Here is a 26,030-nt window from a genome sequence, read left to right on the forward strand (position 1 = left end):
GGCCCGCAGCGACGGCGCCGGTTGCCAGCAGCCGCCAACGCCGTTGCAGCGTCCGCTCAGCTGCCGCCGCTGACCAGCTTGAACCGCGTATCGGTGACGGTCCGCCTGGATGGCTCGGCCCGCGTCGCCGCCACGCATTCCATGGCGGTACGGGCGGCTTCTTTCCGGGACGCGGGCTGGGGAGTGGAGTCGAGGCTGAAGCCGACCGGGACGCGAACCACCGTGCTTATCGGCTGGCCATCCACTTCTTCGGGCGTGTAGCGCAACTGGTTTACCCACTGGCGCAACGTCGGTTCGAAATAGCTGAGCCGCTTCGGCTGGGTGTCGCCCTGCGGATCGACGGACATCCATTGGGTGGTGCCGTCGGGCAGTACTTCGTAGGTCACCAGCCATGTGCCCTGGACGCCCGCGCGGATCGCGTCGACGGGGTAGCGGGGGGGAGGCGCCAGGCCGGCGGGATCCTGGTTGTTGACCGGGCCGCCATAGACGTAGCCCACCGCCAGATTCAACTCGCCCGATGCGCCCGCGGCGGCACAGGCGTCGAGCATCAGATGGGTGACGCCGCTCTTTGCTTCGCCATTGAGGGTGGCGGGCTCGAAGCGCCACTCCCTGACCCTTGCGCCGATGGCTTCGCGGATCGCGGCGGGAAGCCGGTCCGGGGTTTCAACCTTCTGCGGAACGCCCTGCGCGTCCAGCCACACCGTCGCGGTGGTCTTGAACGGAACCGGCTGCTCGGCATTGCCGGCGTGCGCAGTTCCCATTCCTGCCGCGGCAACCGCCGCCATCATCGTGCATGCCCACACTGCCGCGCGTGCCATCCTCACTCTCCTGATCAGATTGGTCCGTCGATGGTAGTGCTTTCCGGCGCCCGCCGGACCTGGCCTGGACCTACGGGGTCAGCGCCTGCAGCCGATAGCCGCTGGCATCCACCTGCAGTACCGAGCCCTGTTCGTACCAGTCGCCGAGCACGATGCGGATACAGGCGGCATCGTCCACCTGCAGGCTGTGCACGGCCGGACGATGGGTGTGGCCATGGATCATCGTGTCCACGCCATAGCGGCGGAACGTGGCGGCGACTTCGCCCGGTGCCACGTCGGTGACGGTCTCGAACTGCGCGCGGTCGCCTTGCTTCATTTCCGACTGGTGCGCCTGGCTGGCGGCGCGTGCCTTCTGCGCGAAGGCGATGCGCGCTTCCAGCGGCTGCGCCAGGAACTGGGCGATGAAGGCCGGGGCGCGGGTCTGCGCGCGGAACGCCTGGTAGGCGGTGTCGTCGGTACACAGCAGGTCGCCGTGCTGCAGCAGCACCGGCCTGCCGTACAGCGGCACCACGCACGGGTCGGGCAGGATGCGCATGCCGGCACGCCGGGCGTAGTCCTCGCCGACCAGGAAGTCGCGGTTGCCGCGGATGAAGAACACCGGCACCCCGGCATCGGTCAGTTCGCGCAAGGCGGTGGCGACCGCATCGGCGGCGGTGGAGGGGGTGTCGTCGCCGATCCATGCTTCGAACAGGTCGCCGAGGATGTACAACGCCTCGGCCTGCCGCGCCTGGCCGCGCAGGAATTCCAGGAACAGTGCGGTGATGGCCGGACGACTGGGGTCCAGGTGCAGGTCGGAAATGAACAGCGTGGTCATGGACGCCATTGTAGGGCAACGCCGGCGCGCTCCCGATGGCCGCGCGGAGACCGGTGGGCGCCGTTGCGCGCGGGCACCGCAGCCGGCTGGCCGCCGCCGTTCAGAACGGCAGCGGCATCAGTTGCAGCGAAGCGCTGCCCAGCAGCAGGGCGATGCCGGTGGCGGCCAGTACGTCGCTTGGGTAGTGCAGGCCGAGCACGACGCGCGACAGCGCCACCCCGGCGGTGAACGGCAGCAGCAACGGCGCCAGCCACGGGTAGTAGGCCAGCGCGACCACGCTGAACGACACCGCGTGCAGGGTATGCCCGGAGGGGAAGCTGTACTCGTCCAGCGGCGCCACCCAGGCGCGGATGCGCAGGTCGGCGGCGAACGGGCGCGGGCGCCGGGTCCAGCGCTTGAGGACCTTGTAGAGGGTGAGCGCGACCACCCCGGTGGCGGCCATGTGCGCCGACGCGCGCAGGCCGTCCATGCCGTCGGCCAGTACCAGCGCGGCCATCAGCAGGTACCAGAACACGCCATCGCCGAGGCGGCTGATGACCGCGAACAGGGTACGGATGCGGCGCCGGCGGCAGTAGTGGTTGGCGCGCCGGCACCAGCGGGTTTCGCGGGCCAGCAGGCCGTCAGGCGGCAGCAAGGGCATGGGCACGTCTCCGTTGCGACAGTTCGTGCAGCAGTGCCTCGAATTCGGCGACCACGTGGTCCGGATGCAGCCGCTGCATCGCCAGGCTGGCGTTGCCGCCGAGCGATGCGCGCAGGGCCGGGTCGCCGGCCAGGTTCAGCGCGGCGCTGATGAAGCTCTCGTCGTTGTCCACGGCCACGCCGCTGTACCCGCTCTGCAGATGTTCGCGTGCGGCGCCGTAGTCGAAGGCGACCGTGGCCACGCCGCTGGCCATGGCCTCCAGGGTCACGTTGCCGAAGGTCTCGCTGCGGCTCGGGAACAGGAACACGTCGCCGCTGGCGAAGTGGCGGGCAAGCGCCTGGCCGCGCTGGATGCCGCAGAAGACGAAGTCGGGGTTGTCCTGCGCGATGCGCTCGCGCAATGGCCCGTCGCCGACCCAGACGAAGCGTGCGTCCGGGCGCAGCTGCTGGATCCGCCGGAACGCCCGGATCGCCAGCCCGAGGTTCTTCTCCGCGGCGATGCGGCCGACGTGGATCACCGCCAGCCCGCGCGCGTCCAGCCCCCATTCCTGGCGCAGCGCCAGGTCGCGTTGCCGCGGCGAGAACTGCGACGCGTCCACCGCACGCGCCAGCAACCGCGGGTGGTGGAAGCCGTTGCCTTCCAGGAAGTCCTGCAGTTCGCGGGTGGGTACCAGGGTGGCATCGCCCTGGTTGTGGAAGCGGCGCATCCAGCCCAGCGCCACGGGCTGCAGCCAGGCTGCGCCGTAGTCGGGCAGATAGGTGTCGAAGCGGGTATGCAGGCCGGTGGCGACCGGGATGCCGAGCCGGCGCGCGGTGCGCAGCGCCGACCAGCCCAGCGGGCCCTCGGTGGCGATGTAGACCGCATCGGGGCGCTGCAGGCGCCAGCGCTGCGCCAGCCGGCGCGGGACCGGAAGCCCGAAGCGCAGGCCGGGATAGCGTGGCAGCGCCATCCCGCGCACCAGCAGCTCGTGCGGTTGTGCCAGGTCCTGCGGCTGGCGCGGGCGCACCACGTCCACCTCGTTGCCGCGCGCGCGCAGGCCGCGTTCCAGGCCCTGCACGGTGAGGGCGACGCCGTTGACCTCCGGCGGATAGGTCTCGGTGACGATGGCGTAGCGCATGCGGCCTCCCTTTTGTCGCAAAGGGTCGCCTGGCGCTGTGGCAGCCGGGTGTCAGCGGCGTGCCAGGGATGTGACAGGCCGCCAGCGTGGAAGGGGGCGGCTCCGCGCGCCTCCGGGGGTCAGGCGACGAACGGCCGGAACGAGATGCCCAGCCCGGCCATGCCTTCGGCCTCGCCGACCAGGTCGGCGCGCAGCAGCGGGCGGGCGTCGATGAAGACCTTGTCCAGCACCAGCGACAGGGTGTTGCCGTCCACGCTCAGGTCCAGGGTCGGGATCGGATCGTCCTCGTGCGAACGGTGCAGCAGTACCGCCAGCCGCAGCAGCGCGGCGGTACGCCGGGCCGGCAGCAGCAGGCGGTCGGGCAGGGCGTCGAAGGCGGTCCTGGGCACGCCGCGGCGGTGGGTGCGGATCAGCGCCGCCAGCATCTGCTGCTCCTGGCGCGAGAAGCCGGCGATGTCCGAGTGCTCGATCACGTAGCTGCCGTGGGTGTGGTAGCCGCTGTGGGCGATCATCAGCCCGAGTTCGTGCAGGCGCGCGGCCCAGCCGAGCATGCGCGCGTCGTCGGAGTCCAGCTTCCAGCTCTCGGCGACCTGCTCGAACAGGCGCTGGGCGGTCGCTTCCACGCGCAGCGCCTGGGCGGCGTCGATGTCGTAGCGGCGGGTCAGCGCCGCCACCGATTCGTCGCGCGGGTCGTTGTCGCTGGCGCGGCCCATGATGTCGTACAGGATGCCTTCGCGCATCGCCGCCTTGCTGACCAGCAGTTTCTGCAGGCCCAGCGACTGGAACGCGGCCTCGAGCACCAGCACGCCGCCGGCGATGATCGGGCGCCGCTCGCTGGACAGGGTGGGCAGGTTGATGTCGTTGATGTGGCGGGCGCGCAGCAGCTCGTCGCGCAGCAGCGGCAATGCCTGGGCGGTGATCGCGCCCTTGCTCAGCTTCATCGCCGCACAGATCTCGCTGATCGCCTTGTGGGTGCCGGACGAACCCAGCGCCTCGTCCCAGCCCAGCGCCCGGTACTTGGCGGCGAATGGCTGGAACTCGGCGCCGATCTCGGTCAGCGCGTCCTTCCAGCGCTTCTTGCTCAGCTTGCCGCCGGGAAAGAAGCGGCGGGTGCTGGCGATGCAGCCGGCCTGCAGGCTCTCGCGCTCCAGCGGCTGCATGCCGCTGCCGATGATGAATTCGGTGGAGCCGCCGCCGATGTCGATCACCAGCCGCCGCTGGCCCGGCTTGGGCGGCTGCGCATGGGCCACGCCCAGGTAGATCAGGCGCGCCTCCTCGCGGCCGTTGACCACTTCGATGGCATGGCCCAGCGCGGTCTCGGCGGGCATCAGGAACGACAGCGGCGAGCGCAGCTGGCGCACGGTGTTGGTGGCCAGCGCGCGTACCCGGTAGGGCGGGATGTTGCGGATGCGCTGGCCGAAACGGGCCAGGCATTCGAGCGCGCGCTGCCGCGCCTCGGCCGACAGCCCGCCCTTGCCGTCGAGGCCGTCGGCCATGCGCACGGTCTCGCGCAGGCGGTCGACCACCCGCAGCTGGCCGAGCAGGTAGCGGGCGATGACCATGTGGAAGCTGTTGGAGCCCAGGTCGATGGCGGCCAGCAGGTCGCCGTCCTGCAGGGGGGGAAAGGTCGGGGAGGACTGGGGCATGGCGGAATGGTAGTGGATGGCCGGGGGCGCGTGTCACCCTGTGCGCGGATCCGGAAGCCGGCGCCATGGCCCGGCGCGTGCGCGCGCGCGTCCGGGCCTGCGGGTGCCGCGGCCGCGGCGCGCGGTTACAGCGCTTCCAGCAGCGCCTGCTGCGCCGAATGCGGCGGCTGTCCGGGCTGCGGCGTGCACTTGCGGTAGCGGCCGTCGGCCTGCAGTTCCCAGGCGTTGAGGTTGTCGTCCAGGTAGTTCTGCAGCACCTCGCGGTAGATCCGCCGGGCCAGGTCGCTGTCCAGGATCGGGAAGCAGGTCTCCACGCGCCGCAGCAGGTTGCGCTCCAGCCAGTCGGCGCTGGCGCAGTACAGCTCCGGCGCGCCGTTGTTGCCGAACCAGTAGACGCGGCTGTGCTCCAGGAAGCGGCCGACGATCGAGCGCACCCGGATGTTGTCCGAGACCCCCTCCACCCCGGGGCGCAGGGTGCAGGCGCCGCGCACGATCAGGTCGATCTGCACGCCGGCCTGCGACGCCGCGTACAGGGCGCGGATCACCTGCGGTTCGTTGAGTGCGTTCATCTTGGCGATGATCCGCCCCGGCTTGCCGTCCAGCGCCAGCCGGGTCTCGCGCTCGATCCGCTGCAGCAGGCCGGCATGCAGGGTGAACGGCGACTGCAGCAGGTACTCCATCTTCATCTTCGAGGCCAGCCCGGACAACTGCTGGAACAGCTGGTGCACGTCGTTGCCGATGTCCGGATCGGCGGTGATCAGGCTCAGGTCGGTGTAGGCCCGCGCGGTGCCGCTGTGATAGTTGCCGGTGCCCAGGTGCACGTAGCGGCGCAGCTTGCGGCCCTCGCGGCGCACGACCAGCAGCATCTTGGCGTGGGTCTTGTAGCCGACCACGCCGTAGACCACCTGCACGCCGGCATCCTGCAGGCGATCGGCCAGGCCGAGGTTGGCCTCTTCGTCGAAGCGCGCGCGCAGTTCGACCACCACGGTCACGTCCTTGCCGTTGCGCGCGGCCTGGATCAGCGCTTCGACGATCCCCGAGTCCTTGCCGGTGCGGTACAGCGTCTGCTTTATCGCCAGCACGTTCGGGTCCACCGCCGCTTCGCGGATCAGCTCGAGCACGGTGCTGAACGAGTCGAACGGGTGGTGCAGCAGCACATCCCCGCGCGCCACCGCCTCGAAGATGCCTTCGGACGTCTTGAGCACGCGCGGCGTCATCGGCGGGTACTTCAGCTCCGGCCGCTGCACCAGGTCGTAGACCTGGATGACACGGTTGAGGTTGACCGAACCGTCGATGCGGTAGGCCGCGTTCTCGGACAGGCCGAAGTTCTGCAGCAGGGTCTGCACGATCGCGCGCGGGCAGTCGTGGGCGATCTCCAGCCTTACCGCCGGGCGGTAGCCGCGGTCGACCAGTTCGTCGCGCAGCGCCAGCGCCAGGTTCTCCACTTCCTCCTCGTCCACCACCAGCTCGGAGTTGCGGGTGACCCGGAACTGGTAGGCGCCGCGCACGTCCATGCCCGGGAACAGTTCGTTGACGAAGGTGGACAGCACCGCCGAGAGCAGCACGAAGTTCTGGGTGCCGCCCAGCGACTTGGGCAGCTGGATGATGCGCGGCAGCGAACGCGGCGCGCGCACCAGCGCCAGGTGGCCGGCGCGGCCGAAGGCGTCGGTGCCCTTGAGCACGACCACGATGTTCAGCGACTTGTTGAGGATCTTCGGGAACGGATGCGACGGGTCCAGCCCCAGCGGCGAGAGCACCGGCATGATCTCGTTGCGGAAGTAGGCGCGCAGCCAGCGCCGCTGGCGCGGGGTCCAGGTCGACGGCGAGAGGATGCCGATGCCCGCGTCCTGCAGCGCCGGGCGCAGTACTTCGTTCCAGCAGCGGTACTGCTGTTCCACCAGTTCGGCGGCGCGGTCGTGGATGGCGGTCAGGATTTCCTGCGGGCTCATGCCGTCCGGCGCCGGCGGCAGGCCGAATTCCTGCGCGTGGCGCACCGCCGCGGCGCGGATCTCGAAGAACTCGTCCAGGTTGGTGCAGGAGATGCACAGGAAGCGCAGCCGCTCCAGCAGCGGCACCTGCTCGTCCATCGCCTGCGCCAGCACGCGGAAATTGAAATCCAGCTGCGACAGCTCGCGGTTGATGTACAGCGCCGGGTCGCGCAGCGGGTCGTTGCCGGGGGCCGTGGCAACGGGGGACGGGACGGGAGCGTTCATGCCGGGGAGTCTTCCGTGGACGGTGGCGAGGGGAGAGCGGTGCGCGGGCGGACGTGTTCGGCGTCGAAATGGCAGGCGAAGGTGCTGCCCTGGCCGACTTCGCTGCGGATGTCCAGGCGCGCCTGGTGCAGGCCGAGGATGTGCTTGACGATGGACAGGCCCAGGCCGGTGCCGCCGCTCTCGCGCGAACGGCTGCTGGACACGCGGTAGAAGCGTTCGGTCAGGCGCGGCAGGTGGCTGGCCGGAATGCCATAGCCGGTGTCGGTCACCGCCAGCACCGCGCCGTCGCCCTCGCGGGCGAACGTCAGGGTGATGCGGCCGCCGGCCGGGGTGTAGCGCACCGCGTTGGTGACCAGGTTGGAGAAGGCGCTGTGCAGCTCCTTGTTGGAGCCGGCCAGGTCGACGCCGGCGCTGTCCTCGATGGTGATCGTGTGGCGGCCCTGGCTGTGGGCCTCGGCTTCGCGCCGCAGCGAGGCGAGCATCGAGGTCATCGCCACGGTTTCCAGCTCGGTCTGCTGCTGCGATTCCAGCCGCGACAGGGTGAGCAGGTCCTCGACCAGCTGCGCCATGCGCTGGGACTGCTTGCGCATCTCCGCCAGCATCGGCCCGGTGTCCGGGAAATCCTCCGGGTCCATCATGTCCAGGTAGCCATGCACCACCGTCAGCGGCGTGCGCAGTTCGTGCGAGACGTTGGCGACGAAGTCGCGGCGCACCTGTTCCAGGTGCAGCAGCTTGGTCACGTCGCGCGCCACCAGCAGCCAGTGGTGGTCCGAATACGGAATCAGGCGCAGGTGCAGGCGGATGCCCGGATCGACCGGCGAATTGGCATCGAGGATCGGCTCGGCGTTGCGGCCGCCGGCCAGCCAGTGCGCCAGCGGCAGCGGCTGCAGGCGCTCGACCAGCGGCGCGTCCATGTCGGCCGGGTGCTGCAGGCCCAGCAGCGCGGTGGCGGCCTCGTTGAACCACTGCACGCGCTGGGTGTTGCGGTCCACCACCACCACCGCGTCGGGCAGCGCCGCGGCGGCCGCGCGGTAGCTGCGCAGCATGTCGATCAGGCGCCGCTTGCGCACCCGCATTTCCTGCTGGTTGCGGTACAGCAGGCGGTCAAGCTCGTTCCACACGCCGGTGCCGCGCGCGGTTTCCCAGCGTTGGCGCGCGGTCAGGCGCAGCAGCACCTGGCGCAGCCGCCAGTAGTGCCAGGCCAGGATCCCGAGTGCGGCCAGTGCCAGCACCAGCGCCGGATGGCCGAGCAGGGCGCCGATCAGCAGGGCCGACAACAGCAACGCGGCCAGGGTGGCCAGCGTCTTCAACCAGGCGGATCGGAATTGGCGGGGCATTGCGCTCTCGGGTGGTGCGGGTGGAACCTTGGGAACCGTGACCGGTTATAGCAGGAAGCACGGGCGCCGGCCGCGGCGCCGTGCTCAGACCGAGGCCGAGAAGCGGTAGCCGGCGCCGCGCACGGTCTGCACCATGTTTTCGGCGCCGAACGGTTCCAGGGTCTTGCGCAGGCGGCGGATGTGCACGTCGATGGTGCGCTCCTCCACGTAGACGCTGCCGCCCCACACATGGTCCAGCAGCTGCGAGCGGGTGTAGACGCGCTCGGGATGGGTCATGAAGAAATGCAGCAGGCGGTACTCGGTGGGGCCGATCGAGACCGGCGCGTCGCCGGCGAACACCCGGTGCGCGGCGCCGTCGATGCGGATCGGGCCGATCGCCACGCTGCCGTCCTCGTCGTCGTCGCGGGTGCGGCGCATGACCGCGCGGATGCGCGCCAGCAGTTCGCGCGCCGAGAACGGCTTGACCACGTAATCGTCCACGCCGGCCTCCAGCCCACCGACACGGTCGTTTTCCTCGCCCCGTGCGGTGAGCATGATGATCGGCACGTCGCGGGTCAGCGCCTCCTTGCGCCAGCGGCGGGCAAGCTCCAGCCCGCTGGTGCCCGGCAGCATCCAGTCCAGCAGGATCATGTCCGGCACGCGGTCGGCGATGGCGGTCTGTGCCTCCAGCGCGTCGCCGGCGTGCACCGGCTCGTATTCCCCCTTGCGCAGCGCGAACGCGACCATGTCGCGGATCGCCGGTTCGTCATCGACGATAAGGATGCGTTTCTGCACGTCTTGCCTACCATGAAGCCCATCGGACCGGATGTGCCCAGTAGACTACGGTTTGATGACCGGTTTGTGACATTGCCGGCGGTGTCGTCCCCCGGCCTCCCGCCGGCAGCCCGTGGGGTCAGCGGCGCTGCATGTCCGGGTCGCGCATGCCCAGCCGGCGCATTTCCAGCACGGTCGGCATGATCGCCTCGATCCGAGCGTCCACCCGGGCGCGGCTCACGTAGTCCAGGCCGGGCTGCTTGAGCAGTGCCTGGAACTGCAGCAGGGCCTGCTCCGGACGCCCGTTCAGGTAGGCGGCCTCGGCATAGGCCTCGCTGGCGCGCGCGTTGTCGCCGGCCAGCTCGCAGGCGCGGGCGAAGGTGCGCTGGAACACCGGGTCGTCGCCGGCCCGGGCCAGCAGCGGGCGCAGCATGGCCTGGGCGCGCTTGCCGGCCTCCATGCCGCCCTGCTCGTTGAGCACCTGGGCGTAGGTCAGCGCCACCGGGCGGCTCTGCGGCAGCTTCTGCAGCAATGCGTCGAAGCGGCGGTTGGCGTCGGCGTGGCGGCCATTGCGCGACTCCGCCTCGCCCAGCGCCAGGTTCACCCACAGGTTGTCGGGGTGCTCGGACTGCAGCTGCTGCAACTCCTGCAGGGCCTGCTGCAGCGCGCCGGTGCCATCGCGCAGCTGGGCGATGGCCACGCCATAGCGCTGCGGATCGCTCAGGCCGTCCTTCTGGCTGCGGCGCAGGTCCTGGTACTCGCGCACCAGCTCGGACGGCGTCGGGGCGCTGAGCACGCGCAGGCGCTCGCGGGCCCAGTCGAACTGGCCGCTGGCGCCGCGCGGCAGGCCGATCGACGGCAGCGACAGCTGCAGCGAGCCGGGCAGCAGCGGGTTGCCGCTGGCCCTGGCCGGATCGGGAACCGGGTCGGCCGGGTTCACCCGCTCCTGGCGCACGCCGCCGGGCGTGGTGGTGGTCAGCAGCACCGTGTCCTTCTTGATCTGCTCGGCACGGGCCTTGGCCTCGCTGATGCGGGTGATGTTCACCGGATGGGTGCGCAGGAAGTCGGGCGTCGAGTAACCGCCCTCGTTGCCGCGCATGGCCGCCGACATCCGCTCGAAGAAGCCGGCCATCGCATCGACGTCGTAGCCGCTGCGCGCCAGCGTGCGGATGCCGAGCCGGTCGGCCTCCGATTCGTTGGAACGGGTGAAGTTGATCTGCAGCTGCTGCATCAGGCCCATGCCCGAGCTGATCGCCGCCATGGTGGCGTCGCCGGAGGAGTTGCCGCCGGCCTGCTGCGCCGCGATCACCGCCGCGAGCATGCCCAGCAGGATCGGTATCTGGTCGCGCTGCGCCTTCTCGACGCTGCGCAGCACGTGCTGCTGGGTGACGTGCGAGATTTCGTGCGACAGCACCGCCGCGACCTCGTCCTCGCGCTCGGCGGTCAGCACCAGGCCGGCATTCATGCCGATGTAGCCGCCGAGGGTGGCGAAGGCGTTGATCTGCCGGTCCTTGAGCATGAAGAAGGTGAATTTCTGCTGCGGCTGGGCGCTGTTGGAACCGAGCCGGGTACCCATGGACTGCAGCCAGTCGTCGACCAGCGGATCGTCCACCAGGTAACCGTAGTTGCGCAGTTCGCGCAGCATCATGCCGCCATACTCGGCCTGCCGCGCCGGGGTGAGCAGTTCGCCGGCGGACGAACCGATGTCCGGCAGCTTGCTGTCCTGGGCCCGGGACAGGGGGGTGGCCAGGGCCAGGGCGATGGCGGTGGCGAGCAGCAGGGTTCGCAAGCGTGGGGCTCCGGTGAGGCTGGGCGGAGGATGACGGGGAAGCGGGCCGCGGGTGTGAAGCACAGGTTAACCCGCAGTGTTCCAGCGTTGGGCGGTGTGATCCGGCGCGCCGCTACCATATAGGGACACCATTCCCCGCGCGGAGTTTCCCGTGAGCAGCCAGACCCCCGAGATCACCATCTACTCCACCGCCGTGTGTCCCTACTGCGTGGCGGCCAAGAATTTCCTCAAGAGCAAGGGCCGCACCTGGAACGAGGTGCGCATCGACCTGGACCCGGCCGAGCGCGAGAAGATGATGGCGCTGACTCGCCGTACCAGCGTGCCGCAGATCTTCGTCGGCGAGGTCCATGTGGGCGGTTACGACGACATGATGGCGCTGCACCGTGCCGGCAAGCTGGAGCCGCTGTTCGCGGGGCAGGGCGCATGAGCGGCGCGGACAAGGACCGCGTGGCCGAATTCACCGAATTCCGCCAGCGCATGAACCAGCGCATCCTGGCCGAGCCCAACCAGGTGGTGCGGCGCTTCTTCGCGCTGGATACGCAGACCTACCAGGCCGGCGCGCTGGACGTGAAGACCAAGGAGCTGCTGGGCCTGGTGGCCTCGCTGGTGCTGCGCTGCGACGACTGCATCAGTTACCACGTGGCCCAGTGCAAGGACGCCGGGGTCAGCCGCGAGGAGTTCTTCGAGACCTTCTCGGTGGGCCTGGTGGTCGGCGGCTCGATCGTGATCCCGCACCTGCGGCGCGCGGTGGACTTCCTGGACCAGCTGGAGTCCGGGGCCGCGGAGGCCCCGGCCGGGCACGACCACGGCTGAACCTGCGACCTTGGTCCAGTTGGGGCGGGGCGGGCGGATCAGGCATAATTGACAGTTGAAACTTTTGGATGCGCCTGATCCCGGGCAGCCGGCCGGCGCACGCTCCCCCTCCCAGTTCGGAACCCAAATCATGACGCAGACAATCACCGTCATCCGCGGCGATGGCATCGGCCCGGAAATCATGGACGCCACCCTGTTCGTGCTCGACAAGCTCGGCGCCGGGCTGTCCTACGAGTTCGCCGATGCCGGCCTGGCCGCGCTGGAAAAGTACGGTGAGCTGATTCCGGCCAGCACGCTGGAATCGATCAAGAAGAACAAGGTCGCGCTGAAGAGCCCGCTGACCACCCCGGTCGGTGGCGGCTTCAGCTCGATCAACGTGGCCCTGCGCCGCCAGTTCGACCTGTACGCCAACGTGCGTCCGGCGATCTCGTTCCCGAACACCAAGTCGCGCTACGAGAACGTCGACCTGATCACCGTGCGCGAGAACACCGAAGGCGCCTACCTGTCCGAAGGCCAGGAAGTCTCGGCTGACGGCGAGACGGCTTTCTCCGGCACCCGCATCACCCGCAAGGGTTCCGAGCGCATCGTGCGCTACGCCTTCGAGCTGGCCCGCAGCACCGGCCGCAAGAAGGTCACTGCCGTGCACAAGGCCAACATCATCAAGTCGACCTCGGGCCTGTTCCTGAACGTCGCCCGCGAAGTGGCCGCGAAGTACCCGGAAATCGAGTTCCAGGAAATGATCGTGGACAACGCCTGCATGCAGCTGGTGATGCGTCCCGAGCAGTTCGACGTGATCGTCACCACCAACCTGTTCGGCGACATCATCTCCGACCTGTGCGCCGGCCTGGTCGGCGGCCTGGGCCTGGCCCCGGGTGCCAACATCGGCGAGAGCGCGGCCATTTTCGAAGCCGTCCACGGCACCGCGCCGGACATCGCTGGCAAGGGCATCGCCAACCCGTGCGCGCTGCTGCTGGGCGCCGCGCAGATGCTGGACCACGTCGGCCAGCCGCAGAACGCCGAGCGCCTGCGCAAGGCCATCGTCGCCACCATGGAAGCCAAGGATTCGCTGACCGGCGACCTGGGCGGTACCGGTGGCACCATGGACTTCGCCCGGGCCATCGCCAGCCGCCTGTAACCGCGGCGCGGCATCGAGGAAAGCAGAAAGGGCGCCGATGGCGCCCTTTCTGGTTCCGGCTTGCGCTGGTGGCGGGCCAGGCCTGCAGCACCGCGAACAGGGTGCCGAAGGTCAGCAGCACCGCCTGCAACACGATGCCGTCGAAACGCGCCTCGTAGCGCGCCGGGATCGTGCCCGGGAACAGGCCTTCGAGCAGCGCATGGAGCGGTGCGCTGACCGGCGCCCAGCGCTTCTTGAAGACGGTGGCCATGGCCAGCACGAGGCCGCCGATCAGTCCGCCCCACGGGTACAGGCGCGCGCCGCTGGCGAGCTCGCCGGTATCGGTCAGTGCCGGGTTCCAGGCGAAGGCCGCGGTGGGCGCCGCCAGCAGCAACAGCAGGCGGTCTTGTTGACGGTACCGTTGAGGGTCATCGTCCCGGCGCCGCGCGCGACCACCGCGCCGCTGCCAGGATCGAGGAAGGTGGAGTCGGATAGGGCTGGATTGCCGCTGCGCACGTGGGGCTCGCGGGTCGGGTGCGGATGCCGGCAACATAACCAACCGCCGTCGTGATGAAATCCGCCGTTGACAGACTGCTCCACAGTTCCGACAATAGCCGACCTTTCGGGGGGAACCTCGGGAGATTCACCGCCGGGGTATAGCGCAGTCTGGTAGCGCGCCTGCTTTGGGAGCAGGATGTCGGGGGTTCGAATCCCTCTACCCCGACCATCCGATGCGACCAGCGCGTGTTGGAGTGCGACGATCCGGTCAGAGCGCCCGTAGCTCAACTGGATAGAGCACCGGCCTTCTAAGCCGGCGGTTACAGGTTCGATTCCTGTCGGGCGCGCCAATCGGCGCAAGCGGTGGGTTGTAGTTTTCAGTGGTGGCTGTAGCTCAGTTGGTTAGAGTACTGGATTGTGATTCCAGTGGTCGGGGGTTCGAATCCCCTCAGCCACCCCATTGAACAGAAAGACGCCGGAATGTGCATTCCGGGGTTGAAGGAACTGAAGGGTGCAGGTATCATTTCCCCCCTGATTTTCAGGGCCGTTAGCTCAGTTGGTAGAGCAGTTGACTCTTAATCAATTGGTCCAAGGTTCGAATCCTTGACGGCCCACCAACAAAGACAGCCACCTGGTACGCCAGGTGGCTGTTTTCCTCTAGAGTGAGGGTCCTGCGTTTTCTGCAGGAATCCGGTGTCGCAGGCAGCAGCGCGCACCCATGTTTCAGGGCTGTTAGCTCAGTTGGTAGAGCAGTTGACTCTTAATCAATAGGTCCAAGGTTCGAATCCTTGACAGCCCACCAGACAAGGGCATCCGCTACGGCGGGTGCCCTTTTCTTTGCCTGCTTCCGGGCGTGGCCGGCGCATGCCGCTGCCCTGCGCCCTGCCGTCCCGGCGGTTGGCGGGCCCTGGGGCGATCGCCTGCAGGTGCGGAAGGCGCATCCGGCAGCTTTTTTGCCCGCCGGTCTGCAACAATGCCGGCCGGACGCGAAAGTGGCGGAATTGGTAGACGCCCTGGATTTAGGTTCCAGTGCCGCAAGGCGTGGGGGTTCGAGTCCCCCCTTTCGCACCATCCGTGTGTCTGCCGGATGTTCCCCGGGCGCGCCTGTCCGGGGGCAGGCTGGAAGCGCCAGCCGGAATCGGCGAAACTACAGGGCTGCGGCGGAATCATGTCCGTCGGAAACCGTTCATCTTCCACATCGTGCCGGGGGCCAGGGCGCCACCGGTGGCAGGAGTCCACATGCAAGCTTCGATCGAATCCACCGGCAACCTGGAACGCCGCCTGACCTTCTCCCTGCCGGAGGAGCGCCTGCAGAGCCACATCAACGGCCGGCTCGGCGAGATCGCGCGCACCGTGCGCATCAAGGGCTTCCGTCCGGGCAAGGTGCCGGCCAAGGTGGTCGAGCAGCGTTTCGGCCAGCAGGTGCGCGCCGAGGCGATGGACGGCCTGCTGCGCGAGACCTTCGACGCCGCGCTGCGCCAGCATGAGCTGCGCATCGCCGGCAATCCGCGCATCGACAAGGCCGGCGAAGGCGAATTCGATTTCGTCGCCACCGTCGAACTGGTGCCGGATTTCGGCGATGTCGACGTGACCAAGCTGACCGTCGTGCGCCACAGCGCCGAAGTCACCGACGCCGACATCGACCAGATGATCGAGAACCTGCGCCAGCAGCGCCGCAGCTGGAAGGCGGTCGCGCGTGGCGCGCAGGAAGGCGACCTGGTCGCGCTGGAAACCTGGTCGCAGGCCGGTGACGAGCGGCTGCCGGCCGAAGGCGCCGAGCAGGGCACCATCATCATCGGCCAGGGCATGATGTTCGAGCAGATCGAGCAGGGCCTGGTCGGCCTGGCCAAGGGCGAAGAGAAGACGCTGGAAGTCGCGTTCCCGGCCGACTGGCGCGTGCCGGCCCTGGCCGGCAAGAACGTCAAGGTCACGGTCAAGGCCACCGAGGTGTCCGAGCCGGTGGTGCCGGAGGTCGATGCGGCCTTCATCAAGAGCTTTGGCGTGAAGAACGGCGAGCTGGCGCAGTTCCGCGCCGACATCCGCGCCAACCTGGAGCGCGAGCTCAAGGGTGCGCTGATGAACCGCCTGCGCCGCGAAGTGGGCGAGCAGCTGATCGCCGCCTATGCGTCGGTCGAGCTGCCGCCGCGCCTGGTCGAGAACGAGGCCCGTGCCATGCTGGCCCAGCAGGTCGACGCGATCCGCCGCCAGGGCGGCAACCCGGGCCAGGTGCCGGCCGATGCCCACGAGGGCTTCAAGGACGCCGCCTCCAAGCGCGTGCTGGTCGGCCTGCTGGTCGGCGAAGTCGCACGCCGCAACGACCTGCGCCTGGATCCGAAGCGCCTGAACGAAACCATGCGCCTGATCGCCTCGACCTACGAAGAGCCCGAGCAGGTCATTGAGATGTACCGCAACGACCCCCAGCTGATGAGTGGCCTGCAGAACCGCGTGATGGAAGAGCAGGTCATCGACTGGATCGCCGAGCGTGCCCAGCACACCGAGCAGGTGCTGACGTTCCAGGAAGCGATCCGCCCGTAAGGCGGTCGCTCCACCCGCCCCGCGCCCTGGCGCGGGGTGATGTTTCCCCGTCAAGATTAGGTGCCCCACGTAATGGACAACCGAGCCAAAGCCCTGAACCTGGTTCCAATGGTGGTCGAACAGACCAGCCGCGGCGAGCGCGCCTATGACATCTATTCGCGCCTGCTGAAGGAGCGCCTGATTTTCCTGGTCGGCCCGATCGACGACCACATGGCGAACCTGGTGGTGGCGCAGCTGCTGTTCCTGGAAGCGGAAAACCCGGAAAAGGACATCAGCATCTACATCAACTCGCCCGGTGGCGTGGTCACCGCCGGCATGGCGATCTACGACACCATGCAGTACATCAAGCCGGACGTGAGCACCATCTGCGTCGGCCAGGCCGCCTCGATGGGCGCGCTGCTGCTGGCGGCGGGCGCGGCCGGCAAGCGCTTCGCGCTGCCCAATTCGCGGGTGATGATCCACCAGCCGCTGGGCGGCTTCCAGGGCCAGGCCACCGACATCGACATCCACGCCCGCGAGATCCTGACCCTGCGTGCGCGCCTGAACGAGGTGCTGGCCAGGCACACCGGGCAGTCGCTGGAGACCATCGCGCGCGACACCGAGCGCGACAACTTCAAGAGCGCCGCCGATGCCCAGGCCTATGGTCTGGTGGACCAGGTCCTGGAGCGGCGTCCCGACGAGTCGATCCAGCCGGCGTGACCGGCCTAAGTGGCCGAAAACACGGCGTTTTCTGCAGGGTCGGAAGTGGACTGGCGTCCATCCGGCCCTGTGCTATTCTCGAAATCGAACCCCCTGTTCACGGGGGGAGCAACTGGGTAAGCGAAGCATGAGCGAAGACCGGCAAGGTCGTTCCGGAGACAGCGGCAAGATCCTTTACTGCTCGTTCTGCGGCAAGAGTCAGCATGAAGTACGCAAGCTGATCGCGGGTCCGAGCGTGTTCATCTGCGATGAATGCGTGGAGCTGTGCAACGACATCATCCGCGAGGAACTTGAGGAAAAGGCGCAGTCGGCACGCAGTTCGCTGCCCAAGCCGCGCGAGATCCTCGAGGTCCTGGACCAGTACGTGATCGGCCAGAACCGCGCCAAGCGCACGCTGGCGGTGGCCGTGTACAACCATTACAAGCGCATCGAGAGCCGTCAGAAGAGCGACGACGTCGAGCTGTCCAAGTCCAACATCCTGCTGGTCGGCCCGACCGGCTCGGGCAAGACGCTGCTGGCCGAGACGCTGGCGCGGCTGCTCAACGTGCCGTTCACCATGGCCGATGCGACCACGCTGACCGAAGCCGGCTATGTCGGCGAGGACGTGGAGAACATCATCCAGAAGCTGCTGCAGAAGTGCGACTACGACGTCGAGAAGGCGCAGCAGGGCATCGTCTACATCGACGAAATCGACAAGATCTCGCGCAAGAGCGAGAACCCGTCGATCACCCGCGACGTGTCCGGCGAAGGCGTGCAGCAGGCCCTGCTGAAGCTGATCGAAGGCACCGTGGCCAGCGTGCCGCCGCAGGGCGGGCGCAAGCATCCGCAGCAGGAATTCCTGCAGGTGGACACCAAGAACATCCTGTTCATCTGCGGCGGTGCGTTCGCCGGCCTGGACAAGGTCATCCAGCAGCGCTCCAGCGAGGCCGGCGGCATCGGTTTCGGCGCCAAGGTCAAGAGCAGCGAGCGCAAGCAGGAAGTGGGCAAGGTGCTGGCCGAGGTCGAGCCCGAGGACCTGATCAAGTTCGGTCTGATCCCGGAGTTCGTCGGCCGCCTGCCGGTGGTGGCGACCCTGGAGGAGCTGGACGAGACGGCGCTGGTCAGGATCCTGACCGAACCGAAGAACGCCATCACCAAGCAGTTCAAGAAGCTGTTCGAGATGGAGAACGTCGAGCTCGAGTTCCGCCCGGACGCGCTGTCGGCCATCGCCAAGAAGGCGCTCAAGCGCAAGACCGGCGCGCGCGGCCTGCGCACCATCGTCGAGTCGGTGCTGCTGGACACCATGTACGACCTGCCGTCGCAGGAGAACGTGAGCAAGGTGGTGGTGGACGAATCGGTCATCGAGCACAAGTCCGAGCCGTACGTGATCTACCAGACGCCACCGGCCAAGGCCGCATCCGGTGACTGAATAGGCGTGTCGGGACGTCCTGTCCACGCCAGGTGAAGCCCGGTTCAGGTGCTTCCCCGACGCCACTTGCATCACCCCGCCGATGGCCCCATAACGGGGCCATCGGCTTTTTTCATGGCCACCCCCGAATCCAAGTGGAGCCCCCCCATGGCCCAGTCCCAAACCGAAGTCCTCGACCTGCCGGTCCTGCCGCTGCGCGACGTGGTGGTGTTCCCGCACATGGTCATCCCGCTGTTCGTCGGGCGCGACAAGTCCATGCAGGCGCTGGAGCGGGCGATGGAAGCGGACAAGCGCATCCTGCTGGTCGCGCAGAAGTCGGCCGAGACCGATGATCCCGCCGCCGCCGACCTGTACACCGTCGGTACCCTGGCGCAGGTGCTGCAGCTGCTGAAGCTGCCCGACGGCACCATCAAGGTGCTGGTCGAGGGCCTGGCGCGCGTGGCCGTGGACAGGATCCGCGAGCAGGACGGCGCGCTGCAGGGCGCCGGCACCGAGCTGGAATCGGACGAGTCGCGCGAGTCGCGCGAGATCGAGGCGATCGCGCGTTCGCTGATGTCGCTGTTCGAACAGTACGTCAAGACCAACCGCAAGCTGCCGCCGGAGCTGCTGCAGACCCTGAACGGCATCGAGGAGCCGTCGCGGCTGGCCGACACCATCGCCGCGCATATCGGCGTGCGCCTGGCCGACAAGCAGAAGCTGCTGGAAACGCTGCAGGTCGGCGACCGGCTGGAGATGCTGGTGGGCCTGGTCGATGGCGAGATCGACGTGCAGCAGCTGGAAAAGCGCATCCGCGGCCGGGTCAAGTCGCAGATGGAGAAGAGCCAGCGCGAGTACTACCTCAACGAGCAGATGAAGGCCATCCAGAAGGAGCTGGGCGACCTGGACGACGCGCCGGGCGAACTGGACGAGCTGGCGCGCAAGATCGCCGAGGCCGGCATGCCCAAGGCAGTCGAGGCCAAGGCCAGGAACGAACTCAACAAGCTCAAGCAGATGTCGCCGATGTCGGCCGAGGCCGCGGTCGTGCGCAACTACCTGGAGTGGCTGCTGGGCGTGCCGTGGAAGAAGCGCACCAAGGTGCGCAAGGACCTGAAGGTCGCCCAGGACACGCTCGACGCCGATCACTACGGGCTGGACAAGGTCAAGGACCGCATCCTCGAGTACCTGGCGGTGCAGTCGCGGGTGAAGCAGATGAAGGGCCCGATCCTGTGCCTGGTCGGGCCGCCGGGCGTGGGCAAGACCTCGCTGGGCCAGTCCATCGCCAAGGCCACCAACCGCAAGTTCGTGCGCATGAGCCTGGGCGGCGTGCGCGACGAGGCCGAGATACGCGGCCACCGCCGTACCTACGTCGGCTCCATGCCCGGGCGCATCGTGCAGAACCTCAACAAGGTGGGCAGCAAGAACCCGCTGTTCGTGCTCGACGAGATCGACAAGATGTCGATGGATTTCCGTGGCGACCCGTCGTCGGCGCTGCTGGAAGTGCTCGACCCCGAGCAGAACAACGCCTTCAACGACCACTACCTGGAAGTGGACCTGGACCTGTCCGAAGTGATGTTCGTGGCGACCTCCAACTCGCTCAACATCCCCGGCCCGCTGCTGGACCGCATGGAGGTGATCCGCATCCCGGGCTACACCGAGGACGAGAAGCTCAACATCGCCACCCGCTACCTGGTGCCCAAGCAGCTCAAGGCCAATGGCCTGCAGCCGGAGGAACTGGCCATCGACGAGGACGCGATCCGCGACATCGTGCGCTACTACACGCGCGAGTCCGGCGTGCGCAACCTCGAGCGCGAAATCGCCAAGATCTGCCGCAAGGTGGTCAAGGAGATCGCGCTCGCCGGCCCGCAGCCGGCCAGGAAGACGGCCCGGAAGGCCGCGAAGAAGCCCAGGGCGCTGGTGGTGGTCGACGCCGCCAACCTGGACAGGTATCTGGGCGTGCGCCGCTTCGACTTCGGCCGCGCCGAGGAGGAGAACGAGGTCGGCCTGGTCACCGGCCTGGCCTGGACCGAGGTCGGCGGCGACCTGCTGCAGATCGAATCGACGCTGATTCCGGGCAAGGGCGCGGTGACGCTGACCGGCCAGCTCGGCAACGTGATGAAGGAATCGGCGACGGCGGCGCTGTCGGTGGTGCGCGCCCGCGCGCAGGCGCTGGGCATCGACGTGGACTTCCTGCAGAAGCACGACGTGCACCTGCACGTGCCCGATGGCGCCACGCCCAAGGACGGCCCCAGTGCCGGCATCGCCATGGTCACCTCGCTGGTGTCGACGCTGACCCGGGTCCCGGTCAAGGCCGATGTCGCCATGACCGGCGAGATCACCCTGCGCGGCCGCGTCACCGCCATCGGCGGGCTGAAGGAGAAGCTGCTGGCCGCGCTGCGCGGTGGCATCCGCACGGTGATCATCCCGGAGGAGAACCGCAAGGACCTGGCCGACATCCCGGCCAACGTGACCCGCGACCTGGACATCATCCCGGTGAAGTGGATCGATGAAGTGCTGGACATCGCGCTGGAGGCGCCGCTGGCGCCGAAGAAGGTGCGCAAGAACGGCCAGCGCGTGGCGGTGCGGGGTCGGGCGAAGGCAGCTCCGGCCGCGCGCGTCAAGCACTGATGATGAACGCAAAATCCCTTGAAACCCGCGTCGTTATTGGCTTTTCGGCTTGCGTGGGTAGGGGGGCGCTGGTATAAAAGTGCGACTCACGCGCCCGCTCGATGAGCGGGCGGCGTGTTTGCAGGATCTTACGGCCGCCGCCGCCGCTGTGATGGCGACGACCAATCCAATCTATTCCGCGGATTGCCGCATAGGGAGTTATTACATAATGAACAAGACCGAATTGATCGACGGCGTTGCCGCTGCTGCTGACCTCTCCAAGGCCGAAGCCGGCCGTGCGGTCGATGCCGTCGTCGCCGAGATCACCAAGGCGCTGAAGAAGGGCGACGCCGTGACGCTGGTGGGTTTCGGTACCTTCCAGGTCCGCGAGCGTGCCGAGCGCACCGGTCGCAACCCGAAGACCGGCGACACCATCAAGATCGCCGCGTCGAAAAATCCTGCTTTCAAGGCTGGTAAAGCCCTGAAGGACGCTGTAAACTAAGCGGCTCACCGGGGGTGCTTAGCTCAGTGGTAGAGCGTCTCCCTTACAAGGAGAGGGTCGGGGGTTCGAAACCCTCAGCACCCACCACGTAAAAGCACCGTCGAGCAGTATTGAAAGTGGAGCGGTAGTTCAGCTGGTTAGAATGCTGGCCTGTCACGCCGGAGGTCGCGGGTTCGAGTCCCGTCCGCTCCGCCAGTTTCAAGAGGGCCCCTGAGCAATCGGGGGCCTTGCTTTCTCTCCACTCTTCCGGAGTGGTGCTGGAAGCGAACAATCAAGTGCGGAGCGGTAGTTCAGCTGGTTAGAATGCTGGCCTGTCACGCCGGAGGTCGCGGGTTCGAGTCCCGTCCGCTCCGCCAGTTCCACCCGCCACTGCATGCAGTGGCACCCCGGTCGCGATGTCGGCCGGTAGCAGTTGCAATATGCGGAGCGGTAGTTCAGCTGGTTAGAATGCTGGCCTGTCACGCCGGAGGTCGCGGGTTCGAGTCCCGTCCGCTCCGCCATTGATTCGAAGCCCCGGGCAGAAGCCCGGGGCTTTTTTTTCGCCATCAGCCCTGGCCCTGGCGGCTGCCATGGCAACGACGTCGTGCGTGGACGGGGGCGCACGCCCGCTCCGGTTGGGAGTCAGGCGGGAAGCGGGTTACACTGCCCGGCTCGCCAATCAGGCCTTGATTTTCCCATGCTGCAGAAACTCCGCGACAAGACCTCGGGCTGGATCGTGACCGTGATCCTGGGGCTGCTGATGATTCCGTTCCTGTTCGTGATCGACAACAGCTATCTGGGCGGTGTCGGTGCGCAGAACGTCGCCAAGGTATCCGCACCGCCGTCGTGGTGGCGCTCGGCGCCGTCGTGGTGGCCGATGTCGTTCCTGTGGAACCACCATGAGATCAGCGTCGAGGATTTCCGCACGCGCTTCGAACAGGCGCGCATGGAGGCCCGCCAGCAGCAGGGCGACAATTTCGATCCGCGCGAGTTCGAGACCACCGAGAACAAGCGGGCCGTGCTCGACCAGCTGATCGACGAGCAGGTGGTGCGGCTGGCCGCCGAAGACGCGCGGATCGTGATCGGCGACGAGGCGGTGCGCAATTACATCGCCGCGATCCCGGCATTCCAGCGCGACGGCAAGTTCGATGCCGAGCAGTACCGCCTGGTGCTGGCACAGAGCCAGCCGCCGCGCACGCCGGATATGTTCGACCAGGTGGTCCGCACCAGCCTGCAGCAGTCGATCATCCCGACCGCGCTGGCGCAGTCGGGCTTTGCCACCAAGGGCGAGAGCGAGCGCCTGCTGAAGCTGCTGGGCGAGACGCGCGACGTGGAGTTCGCCATGCTGCCGGCGCCGGAAGCCGACACCGCCGCGGTGGACGACGCGCAGATCAAGCAGTGGTACGACACCCATACCCGCGATTTCATGCAGCCGGAAAGCGTGTCCATCGAGTACGTCGAGCTGGATGCGGCGCGCATGCCTGCGGCCACGCCGGCGGACGAGGCGGCCCTGCGCCGCCGCTATGAGGAAGAGAAGGCGCGCTTCGTCAAGCCGGAGCAGCGCCTGGCCTCGCACATCCTGATCAGCGCCGGCAGCGACGCCGCCGCGCAGAAGGCCGCCGAAGCCAAGGCCGCCAAGCTGGCCGCCGACGCCAGGCAGCCGGGTGCCGACTTCGCCGCGCTGGCCAAGGCCAATTCCGACGATCCGGGCTCCAAGGCCGAAGGCGGCGACCTGGGTTGGGTCGAGCATGGCGTGATGGTGAAGCCGTTCGAGGATGCGCTGTTCGCCATGCAGCCGGGTGAGATCAGCGGCCCGGTGAAGACCGAGTTCGGTTACCACGTGCTGAAGCTGCGCGAGGTCAAGGGCGGCGAGGGGCGTCCGTTCGAAGAGGTGCGCGACCAGCTGGCGGCCGAGCAGCTGCAGGCCGATACCGAGCGCGCCTTCAACGAACTGGGTGGGCGCCTGGTGGACCTGGTCTACAAGAATCCGACCGTGCTCGATTCGGCGGCCAAGGAAGTGGGCCTGCCGGTGCAGACGCTGGGGCCGTTCACCCGCGCCACCGCCAGCGGCATCGCCGCCAACCCGGCGGTGCTGCGTGCGGCGTTCTCCGATGCGCTGAAGGAGGACGGTACGGTCAGCGACCCGATCGAACTGGGCCCGAACCACAACGTGATGATCCGGGTGACGGCGCATACGCCGGAGCAGGCCATCCCGCTGGCGCAGGCGCGCGAGCAGGTGATCGCCGCGGTGCGTGCGCACCGTACCGAGGAAGCGGCCAGGAAGGCGGCCGATGCGCTGCTGGCCAAGCTGCAGGGTGGGCAGACGCTGCAGGCGCTGGCCGAGGGCGAGAAGCTGCAGCTGTTGCCGATGCCGGGCCTGCCGCGTTCGGCGCCGATGCCGACGGCCGCCGCCAATCGTGCGGTGTTCAGCGTGGCGCCGCCGACCGACGGCAAGCCGAGCTACGGCAAGGTGGAGATGGACGGCGGCCGCTATGCGGTGTTCGCGGTGACCAAGGTCACCCCGGGCGACCTGAAGGAAGTGCCGGAGCCGCAGCTGGCGATGCTGAAGCAGCAGCTGAGCCAGCTCGACGGCGCGGCGGCGGCCAAGGCGTTCGTCGACGGCCTGCGCAAGCGCTTCAAGGTGCAGGTGCAGGAATCGCAGCTCTGACCCCCGGGGGCGTGGCCGGGGCGTTGCAGTGAACGCCCCGCAGGTCCCATGAAGCAGAAAGCCCGGCATGCAGCCGGGCTTTCGCGTTTTTGCCGTCGGTGGCGTCAGCGCCGGGTCAGCGGCTTTCCTCGAAACGCAGCACCATGCCGGGCTTGAGGATCGCGTTGGCGTCCAGGTTGTTGCGGGAAAGCAGGGTCTTGACCGGAATGCCGTACCGGCGCGCGATCGTCCAGGCTGATTCGCCGCTGCGGACCGTATGGCCACGTCCCGTGCCGGTGGCGCCCGCGATGGCCACGGCGCTACTGGCGACATCGACGTGGGCCGGGGCGGGCAGTGCCGCCGCTGGCGTGGTGGATGCCGCGATCTGGCTTTCGCTGCCCAGGACCATGTCCGGCAGTGCCGGCGCCAGCACCCGGGTACCGGCGCGCTTGCCGGTGACGGCCGGATTGAGCCGGGCCACACGCGCCGGGTCCAGCGCATTGCGCGCCGACCAGTCGGCCAGGCTGGTGCCGGCCGGCAGCGCATGTCCGCGCAGGACCGGTACCGGGCGGTCCAGGGCCGCCATCAGCTCCGGCTCCTTCTCCGCCTGTTCGAGCACGCATGCCAGGGCATGCAGCTTCTCGACATACGCATGGGTGATCGGCGACAGGCCCGGCAGCTCGGCCGGACGCGCGTTCTGCGCGTTCATGCCGCCGCGGCGCAGCGCCTGCAGGATGCGGTACTCGCCCGCGTTGTAGGCCATGACGGCCAACTGCCAGTCGCCGCCGAACATGCCGTAGAGCGTTTTCAGGTAGCGCACCGCGGCGCGGGTGGAATCGACCGCGGACAGCCGGCCGTCATAGCCGCTTTCCATCGGCACCCGGTGGTTGCGCGCGGTGGTGGCGATGAACTGCCACAACCCGGCCGGGCCGCTGGCGTTGCGCGCGCCCGGTCGATAGCCGCTTTCCACGAAGGGAATCAACGCGAATTCGGTGGGCAGGCCGGCCGCGCGCAGCTCGTCCACCACATAACCGAACAGTGGCAGGGCGTCATCCTCGACATTGCCCAGGCGTGACGGCGCGTGCGCGAACTGCCTGCGCCAGCGCGGGCTGGTGGCGTCCGCATCGCATTGCGCCATCGCCAGGCCCTCGCGGAAGCTGGCGAATATCTGGTGGCCATTGCGGGTGAGCGGCGCCGGCAGTGCCGCCGGGTCGGCGGGCAGGGCCGCGAGCGAGGCGATGTTCTGGGTCAGGCCGGCGCTGGCCGGCAGCGACTGCGCGCCGGCGGTGACGCCGGCACCGGCGCCGAGCAGCAGCCCCAGCGCCAGGGACAGGCCGCGCCGCCTCACGCGCGGAAACCGTCTTTCCAGCGCCGTAATTCGGCGAACACTTCCACTTCGTCCAGCGGCGCGCGGCCCAGCCGCGCGGCGATGGCCTGGCGCACGGGTTCGGCATGCGTGCGCAGGAAGGGATTGCATTCCAGTTCGCTGGCCAGCAGCGAGGGAACGGTCGGGCGGGAGCGGCTGCGCATGTCCATGGCTTCCTGTTGGCGGCGATGCAATGCCGCGTTGGTGGGATCGACATGCCGCGCGAACACGGCATTGCCCAGCGTGTACTCATGCCCGCAGCAGACCCGCGTCTGCGCCGGCAGTGCCGCCAGCCGCCGTAGCGAGGCCAGCATCTGGGCGGGCGTACCTTCGAACATGCGTCCACAGCCCAGGCTGAACAACGCGTCGCCACAGAACAGATGACCGTGGCCATGGAAGGCGATGTGGCTCCGGGTGTGGCCGGGGACGGACAGCACCGAAAACGCGAAGCCGGCCGATTCTACCCGGTCGCCATCGCCCACTCTTTCACATTTCAGGTGAATCCGTTCATCTTCCGGTGCGAAGACCGCCAGGTCGGGCCAGCGTGCGCGCAGTTCCGCCACCCCGCCGACGTGGTCGTCGTGGTGGTGGGTAAGCAGCACGGCGGCCGGCCGCATGCCCTGCGTGGCCGCGTCCAGGACCGGTTGCGCCTGGCCGGGATCGACGAACACGGTGCTTCCATCCGGCGCCTGCAGCGCCCAGATGTAGTTGTCCTGGAATGCAGGCAGGGCGGTCAGTCGCATAGAATTGGACCATGCC

20 protein-coding genes, 10 tRNA genes and 1 pseudogene are annotated in these 26,030 nt (G+C 68.3%); 19 read left to right on the plus strand and 12 right to left on the minus strand.

Going from position 1 to position 26,030, the window contains the following annotated elements:
• Positions 1–56 precede the first annotated feature (56 nt).
• The 9 genes from F0P95_RS07870 to F0P95_RS07910 form a co-directional block, all read right to left on the minus strand.
• Entirely contained in the window at positions 57–818 is a 762-nt protein-coding gene (locus F0P95_RS07870) for an energy transducer TonB (protein ID WP_182336388.1), read from the minus strand.
• Positions 819–888: 70 nt separating this feature from the next.
• Positions 889–1,632, minus strand: coding sequence for a UDP-2,3-diacylglucosamine diphosphatase (gene lpxH / locus F0P95_RS07875; RefSeq protein WP_182336390.1), 744 nt, complete (start codon positions 1,630–1,632; stop codon positions 889–891).
• Positions 1,633–1,732: 100 nt separating this feature from the next.
• Positions 1,733–2,272 carry a phosphatase PAP2 family protein gene (locus tag F0P95_RS07880; RefSeq protein WP_182336392.1) on the minus strand — a complete coding sequence of 180 codons (540 nt, stop codon included), beginning with the start codon at positions 2,270–2,272 and terminating at the stop codon, positions 1,733–1,735.
• Complete coding sequence (locus F0P95_RS07885) at positions 2,253–3,389, minus strand: glycosyltransferase family 4 protein (RefSeq protein WP_182336394.1); 1,137 nt, start codon at positions 3,387–3,389, stop codon at positions 2,253–2,255. Before F0P95_RS07885 ends, F0P95_RS07880 begins: the two co-directional genes overlap by 20 nt.
• A 119-nt stretch (positions 3,390–3,508) precedes the next feature.
• A complete protein-coding gene (ppx, locus tag F0P95_RS07890; protein WP_182336396.1) occupies positions 3,509–5,035 on the minus strand; it encodes an exopolyphosphatase in 1,527 nt (508 codons plus the stop codon).
• Between the two features lie 125 nt (positions 5,036–5,160).
• Positions 5,161–7,248, minus strand: coding sequence for a polyphosphate kinase 1 (gene ppk1, locus F0P95_RS07895; RefSeq protein WP_182336398.1), 2,088 nt, complete (start codon positions 7,246–7,248; stop codon positions 5,161–5,163).
• Positions 7,245–8,585, minus strand: coding sequence for a phosphate regulon sensor histidine kinase PhoR (gene phoR / locus F0P95_RS07900; RefSeq protein ID WP_054663479.1), 1,341 nt, complete (start codon positions 8,583–8,585; stop codon positions 7,245–7,247). The genes ppk1 and phoR overlap by 4 nt, the downstream gene beginning before the upstream one ends.
• Before the next feature lie 84 nt (positions 8,586–8,669).
• Positions 8,670–9,359 (minus strand): phosphate regulon transcriptional regulator PhoB, encoded by a 690-nt coding sequence (gene phoB, locus F0P95_RS07905; protein WP_054663482.1) that lies wholly within the window; start codon positions 9,357–9,359, stop codon positions 8,670–8,672.
• Between the two features lie 118 nt (positions 9,360–9,477).
• On the minus strand, positions 9,478–11,127 hold the full coding sequence (locus tag F0P95_RS07910; protein ID WP_182336399.1) for a M48 family metalloprotease: 1,650 nt from the start codon (positions 11,125–11,127) through the stop codon (positions 9,478–9,480).
• A gap of 151 nt (positions 11,128–11,278) precedes the next feature.
• On the opposite strand from F0P95_RS07910, the gene grxC reads away from it, so the two are divergent.
• The 3 genes from grxC to F0P95_RS07925 all read left to right on the plus strand — a co-directional run bounded on the left by grxC (position 11,279) and on the right by F0P95_RS07925 (position 13,075).
• A complete protein-coding gene (gene grxC, locus F0P95_RS07915) occupies positions 11,279–11,554 on the plus strand; it encodes a glutaredoxin 3 (protein ID WP_182336401.1) in 276 nt (91 codons plus the stop codon).
• Positions 11,551–11,940: a carboxymuconolactone decarboxylase family protein gene (locus F0P95_RS07920; protein WP_054663491.1), complete on the plus strand. Its 390-nt coding sequence runs from the start codon at positions 11,551–11,553 to the stop codon at positions 11,938–11,940. Before grxC ends, F0P95_RS07920 begins: the two co-directional genes overlap by 4 nt.
• A 130-nt stretch (positions 11,941–12,070) precedes the next feature.
• Positions 12,071–13,075 carry an isocitrate dehydrogenase gene (locus F0P95_RS07925; RefSeq protein WP_182336403.1) on the plus strand — a complete coding sequence of 335 codons (1,005 nt, stop codon included), beginning with the start codon at positions 12,071–12,073 and terminating at the stop codon, positions 13,073–13,075.
• 76 nt (positions 13,076–13,151) lie between these two features.
• On the opposite strand, the pseudogene F0P95_RS07930 reads toward F0P95_RS07925, so the two are convergent.
• Positions 13,152–13,570 (minus strand): annotated as a pseudogene (locus F0P95_RS07930) (Bax inhibitor-1/YccA family membrane protein); the annotation flags it as partial.
• Between the two features lie 134 nt (positions 13,571–13,704).
• Between F0P95_RS07930 and F0P95_RS07935 the strand changes: the two are divergent.
• From F0P95_RS07935 to F0P95_RS08010, 16 genes are all read left to right on the plus strand, one after another.
• A tRNA-Pro gene (locus tag F0P95_RS07935) sits at positions 13,705–13,781 on the plus strand.
• Positions 13,782–13,825: 44 nt separating this feature from the next.
• Positions 13,826–13,902 (plus strand) — tRNA-Arg (locus F0P95_RS07940).
• Positions 13,903–13,935: 33 nt separating this feature from the next.
• Positions 13,936–14,012, plus strand: a tRNA-His gene (locus F0P95_RS07945).
• 81 nt (positions 14,013–14,093) lie between these two features.
• Positions 14,094–14,169, plus strand: a tRNA-Lys gene (locus tag F0P95_RS07950).
• Positions 14,170–14,278: 109 nt separating this feature from the next.
• A tRNA-Lys gene (locus tag F0P95_RS07955) sits at positions 14,279–14,354 on the plus strand.
• A 184-nt stretch (positions 14,355–14,538) separates the two neighbouring features.
• Positions 14,539–14,623 (plus strand) — tRNA-Leu (locus F0P95_RS07960).
• A 168-nt stretch (positions 14,624–14,791) separates the two neighbouring features.
• Positions 14,792–16,087: a trigger factor gene (gene tig / locus F0P95_RS07965; RefSeq protein ID WP_182336405.1), complete on the plus strand. Its 1,296-nt coding sequence runs from the start codon at positions 14,792–14,794 to the stop codon at positions 16,085–16,087.
• A gap of 72 nt (positions 16,088–16,159) precedes the next feature.
• Positions 16,160–16,786 carry an ATP-dependent Clp endopeptidase proteolytic subunit ClpP gene (gene clpP, locus F0P95_RS07970; protein WP_182336407.1) on the plus strand — a complete coding sequence of 209 codons (627 nt, stop codon included), beginning with the start codon at positions 16,160–16,162 and terminating at the stop codon, positions 16,784–16,786.
• Between the two features lie 127 nt (positions 16,787–16,913).
• The gene (clpX, locus tag F0P95_RS07975; protein WP_054663502.1) at positions 16,914–18,194 is read left to right on the plus strand and encodes an ATP-dependent Clp protease ATP-binding subunit ClpX; all 1,281 of its coding nucleotides are present in this window, start codon (positions 16,914–16,916) and stop codon (positions 18,192–18,194) included.
• Between the two features lie 147 nt (positions 18,195–18,341).
• Complete coding sequence (gene lon / locus F0P95_RS07980) at positions 18,342–20,798, plus strand: endopeptidase La (RefSeq protein ID WP_182336409.1); 2,457 nt, start codon at positions 18,342–18,344, stop codon at positions 20,796–20,798.
• A 208-nt stretch (positions 20,799–21,006) separates the two neighbouring features.
• Positions 21,007–21,279, plus strand: a complete 273-nt coding sequence (locus F0P95_RS07985; RefSeq protein ID WP_054663508.1) for an HU family DNA-binding protein — start codon at positions 21,007–21,009, stop codon at positions 21,277–21,279.
• Positions 21,280–21,291: 12 nt separating this feature from the next.
• Positions 21,292–21,366, plus strand: a tRNA-Val gene (locus tag F0P95_RS07990).
• Positions 21,367–21,397: 31 nt separating this feature from the next.
• A tRNA-Asp gene (locus tag F0P95_RS07995) sits at positions 21,398–21,474 on the plus strand.
• 84 nt (positions 21,475–21,558) lie between these two features.
• Positions 21,559–21,635: transfer RNA gene (locus tag F0P95_RS08000), tRNA-Asp, on the plus strand.
• A 67-nt stretch (positions 21,636–21,702) separates the two neighbouring features.
• Positions 21,703–21,779: transfer RNA gene (locus F0P95_RS08005), tRNA-Asp, on the plus strand.
• A 176-nt stretch (positions 21,780–21,955) separates the two neighbouring features.
• Positions 21,956–23,926, plus strand: a complete 1,971-nt coding sequence (locus F0P95_RS08010; protein ID WP_182336410.1) for a peptidyl-prolyl cis-trans isomerase — start codon at positions 21,956–21,958, stop codon at positions 23,924–23,926.
• 115 nt (positions 23,927–24,041) lie between these two features.
• Here the strand turns inward: F0P95_RS08010 and F0P95_RS08015 are convergent, their stop codons facing one another.
• Together F0P95_RS08015 and gloB are read right to left on the minus strand one after the other, a co-directional pair.
• Positions 24,042–25,253, minus strand: a complete 1,212-nt coding sequence (locus tag F0P95_RS08015) for a lytic transglycosylase domain-containing protein (RefSeq protein ID WP_182336412.1) — start codon at positions 25,251–25,253, stop codon at positions 24,042–24,044.
• Complete coding sequence (gene gloB, locus F0P95_RS08020) at positions 25,250–26,014, minus strand: hydroxyacylglutathione hydrolase (protein WP_182336414.1); 765 nt, start codon at positions 26,012–26,014, stop codon at positions 25,250–25,252. Before gloB ends, F0P95_RS08015 begins: the two co-directional genes overlap by 4 nt.
• Positions 26,015–26,030 lie beyond the last annotated feature (16 nt).

The sequence above is a fragment of the Stenotrophomonas acidaminiphila genome, from assembly GCF_014109845.1.
Taxonomy (GTDB): domain Bacteria; phylum Pseudomonadota; class Gammaproteobacteria; order Xanthomonadales; family Xanthomonadaceae; genus Stenotrophomonas; species Stenotrophomonas acidaminiphila.

What these genes read in the sequence shown, in the direction of transcription:
- ppk1 (WP_182336398.1), bottom strand. Translation starts at nt 7,248, where the DNA reads ATGAACGCTCCCGTCCCGTCCCCCGTTGCCACGGCCCCCGGCAACGAC.
- F0P95_RS07925 (WP_182336403.1), top strand. Translation starts at nt 12,071, where the DNA reads ATGACGCAGACAATCACCGTCATCCGCGGCGATGGCATCGGCCCGGAA.
- F0P95_RS08010 (WP_182336410.1), top strand. Translation starts at nt 21,956, where the DNA reads ATGCTGCAGAAACTCCGCGACAAGACCTCGGGCTGGATCGTGACCGTG.
- lon (WP_182336409.1), top strand. Translation starts at nt 18,342, where the DNA reads ATGGCCCAGTCCCAAACCGAAGTCCTCGACCTGCCGGTCCTGCCGCTG.
- ppx (WP_182336396.1), bottom strand. Translation starts at nt 5,035, where the DNA reads ATGCCCCAGTCCTCCCCGACCTTTCCCCCCCTGCAGGACGGCGACCTG.
- F0P95_RS07885 (WP_182336394.1), bottom strand. Translation starts at nt 3,389, where the DNA reads ATGCGCTACGCCATCGTCACCGAGACCTATCCGCCGGAGGTCAACGGC.
- tig (WP_182336405.1), top strand. Translation starts at nt 14,792, where the DNA reads ATGCAAGCTTCGATCGAATCCACCGGCAACCTGGAACGCCGCCTGACC.
- lpxH (WP_182336390.1), bottom strand. Translation starts at nt 1,632, where the DNA reads ATGACCACGCTGTTCATTTCCGACCTGCACCTGGACCCCAGTCGTCCG.
- F0P95_RS07870 (WP_182336388.1), bottom strand. Translation starts at nt 818, where the DNA reads ATGGCACGCGCGGCAGTGTGGGCATGCACGATGATGGCGGCGGTTGCC.
- clpX (WP_054663502.1), top strand. Translation starts at nt 16,914, where the DNA reads ATGAGCGAAGACCGGCAAGGTCGTTCCGGAGACAGCGGCAAGATCCTT.
- F0P95_RS07920 (WP_054663491.1), top strand. Translation starts at nt 11,551, where the DNA reads ATGAGCGGCGCGGACAAGGACCGCGTGGCCGAATTCACCGAATTCCGC.
- gloB (WP_182336414.1), bottom strand. Translation starts at nt 26,014, where the DNA reads ATGCGACTGACCGCCCTGCCTGCATTCCAGGACAACTACATCTGGGCG.
- F0P95_RS07880 (WP_182336392.1), bottom strand. Translation starts at nt 2,272, where the DNA reads ATGCCCTTGCTGCCGCCTGACGGCCTGCTGGCCCGCGAAACCCGCTGG.
- phoR (WP_054663479.1), bottom strand. Translation starts at nt 8,585, where the DNA reads ATGCCCCGCCAATTCCGATCCGCCTGGTTGAAGACGCTGGCCACCCTG.
- clpP (WP_182336407.1), top strand. Translation starts at nt 16,160, where the DNA reads ATGGACAACCGAGCCAAAGCCCTGAACCTGGTTCCAATGGTGGTCGAA.
- F0P95_RS07985 (WP_054663508.1), top strand. Translation starts at nt 21,007, where the DNA reads ATGAACAAGACCGAATTGATCGACGGCGTTGCCGCTGCTGCTGACCTC.